The sequence below is a fragment of the Microcystis sp. M53603_WE2 genome, from assembly GCF_030065435.1.
In genome coordinates, this window is record NZ_JASJFF010001217.1 from 1 (window position 1) to 2,178 (window position 2,178).

Consider the following 2,178-nt stretch of genomic DNA (forward strand, 5'->3'; position numbering starts at 1 on the left):
ATCGAGAGTCATGGCATATTTGAGGATACCGAAGGGTTTTTTAGCGGTGATGCGATGGATAAAACCCTGATTGAGTTGACGACATTCGGACTCCTCCACCCCCACCAGCGTCTCGATGCCTGCCGATGCTAATCTTTGAATGCCTTTCCCCGCCACCAGGGGATTAGGATCGATCATCCCTACCACCACTTTTTTAATGCCTGCTTGCACAATTGCCTCGCTACAGGGGGGAGTACGTCCATAGTGGTTACAGGGTTCGAGATTGACGTATAAAGTGGCACCACGGGCTTTTTCTGCCGCCTGTCTCAGGGCGAAAACTTCTGCATGGGGTTGTCCGGCCCCCGGGTGAAAACCTTCGCCGATAATTATACCCTCGTGAACGATCACAGAACCCACCAAAGGATTAGGAGAAGTCCGCCCCAAGGCTTGCCTAGCAAGGGTTAGACATCTTTGCATCATTGTGCGATCGAATTCCGTTGCTCGGGCCATGGTTTATTTCTCCAAAGGAGGGGAGACTTTATCAGTGATCAGTAATCAGTAATCAGTAATCAGTGATCAGTGGGAAGCTTTTTTCAGTGTTGCCAAAGGCACGGCGTAGCCGTCCAGTAAACAGTAATCAGTGAACTGAAAACTCACATCTGATAACTGATAACTTATCTACTATTGTTATTTAAAAGTGAAACGTATCAGAGGATACAGAAATCTCAACTAAAAAAAACCAAAGATAAAAAAACATTGACTACTCACACCCCAAGATAAATCCCTAGGCGTTTGGTCTTCTGAAATGATTGACCTCTGTTCCTAGGATTTAGCGGTTGAACGGACATAATTGCTCGGTAATTATTTTCAACAGTAATGAATCGACCTACTAACTCAAAAAAGTAAATGAATTAACGATGAAACGAATTGCTCGAAAATCTGGGGAACTTGTCGGTTTGTTACCGAAAATTAACCCTGTCTGGTTAGCCTGTGTTCCCTTGTCCGCGATTATTTTTGTGGTTTGGAACGCGGCCGTACACGCCCAGGATGCGAAACCCCTAACCCCCGAAGATGTCCAAAACGCCCTCAATACAATCTGGGTTTTAATTGCCGCCATCCTCGTGATCTTTATGAACGCGGGTTTTGCGATGCTAGAAACGGGATTCTGTCGCCAGAAAAACGCCGTTAACGTTCTCGCCAAAAACCTGATCGTTTTCGCCCTCTCCACCATATCATTTTGGGCGATCGGTTTCTCCCTGATGTTCGGGTCTGTCAGTAACGAATTTTTCGGTACAGGAGGCTGGTTCCTTAGCAGTAGCGATCCTGCCACCTACGCCATGCCTGCCTCTTTGCCCACCTCGGTGTTCTTCCTGTTCCAAGTCGCTTTCGCGGGAACGGCGGCAACCATTGTATCTGGGGCGGTGGCAGAACGGATTAAATTCGTCGATTTCCTCGTTTTTAGCTTAATTATCGTCGGTATCATGTACCCGATCACCGGTCACTGGGTTTGGGGTGGCGGTTGGTTAGCCGACCTTGGTTTTAAAGACTTCGCTGGTTCGACGGTGGTCCACTCGGTGGGTGGTTGGTCTGCTTTAACCGGGGCGGCAATTCTCGGCCCGAGAATGGGTAAATACATCAACGGTCGCACCAGTGCCTTACCCGGCCATAACATGAGTATCGCGACCTTGGGTTGTTTAATTCTCTGGATTGGCTGGTTCGGTTTTAACCCCGGTTCTGCTTTAGCGGTTAATGAAACTGTACCCTATATCGCTGTCACCACTAACCTCGCCGGGGCCGCGGGCGGCATTGCCGCTACCTTTACCGCTTGGGCGAAAGATGGTAAACCCGACCTTTCGATGATTATTAACGGTATTCTCGCCGGTTTAGTAGCGGTTACTGCCAGTTGTGATGGTGTATCCTATTGGTCGGCCTTAATTATCGGTTTAATTGCTGGTGTGGTCGTGGTTTACTCGGTGGCTTTCTTCGATAAGCTGGAAATTGATGACCCCGTGGGTGCGACTTCCGTTCACCTCGTCTGTGGTGTGTTTGGAACTTTAGCCGTGGGTATCTTCAACAAAGATGCGGGTTTAATCACCGGTCAATTCCAACTGTTTATTAACCAAATTATCGGGATTGTAGCAGTAGGGGCCTTTACCCTGATTGTTAGTGGTATTGTTTGGACAATCCTCAAGGCTACCC

The 2,178-nt window shown here is 48.3% G+C and carries 2 protein-coding genes; one reads left to right on the top strand and one right to left on the bottom strand.

From position 1 onward, the window contains the following. Window positions 1-489, bottom strand: a 489-nt coding sequence (gene ribD, locus PX481_RS25455; protein ID WP_288096740.1) for a bifunctional diaminohydroxyphosphoribosylaminopyrimidine deaminase/5-amino-6-(5-phosphoribosylamino)uracil reductase RibD, incomplete at its 3' end; no start/stop codon positions are given. A 407-nt stretch (window positions 490-896) separates the two neighbouring features. Here ribD and PX481_RS25460 point away from each other — a divergent pair. Continuing rightward, a partial coding sequence (locus PX481_RS25460) for an ammonium transporter (RefSeq protein ID WP_288096742.1) occupies window positions 897-2,178 on the top strand: 1,282 nt, incomplete at its 3' end.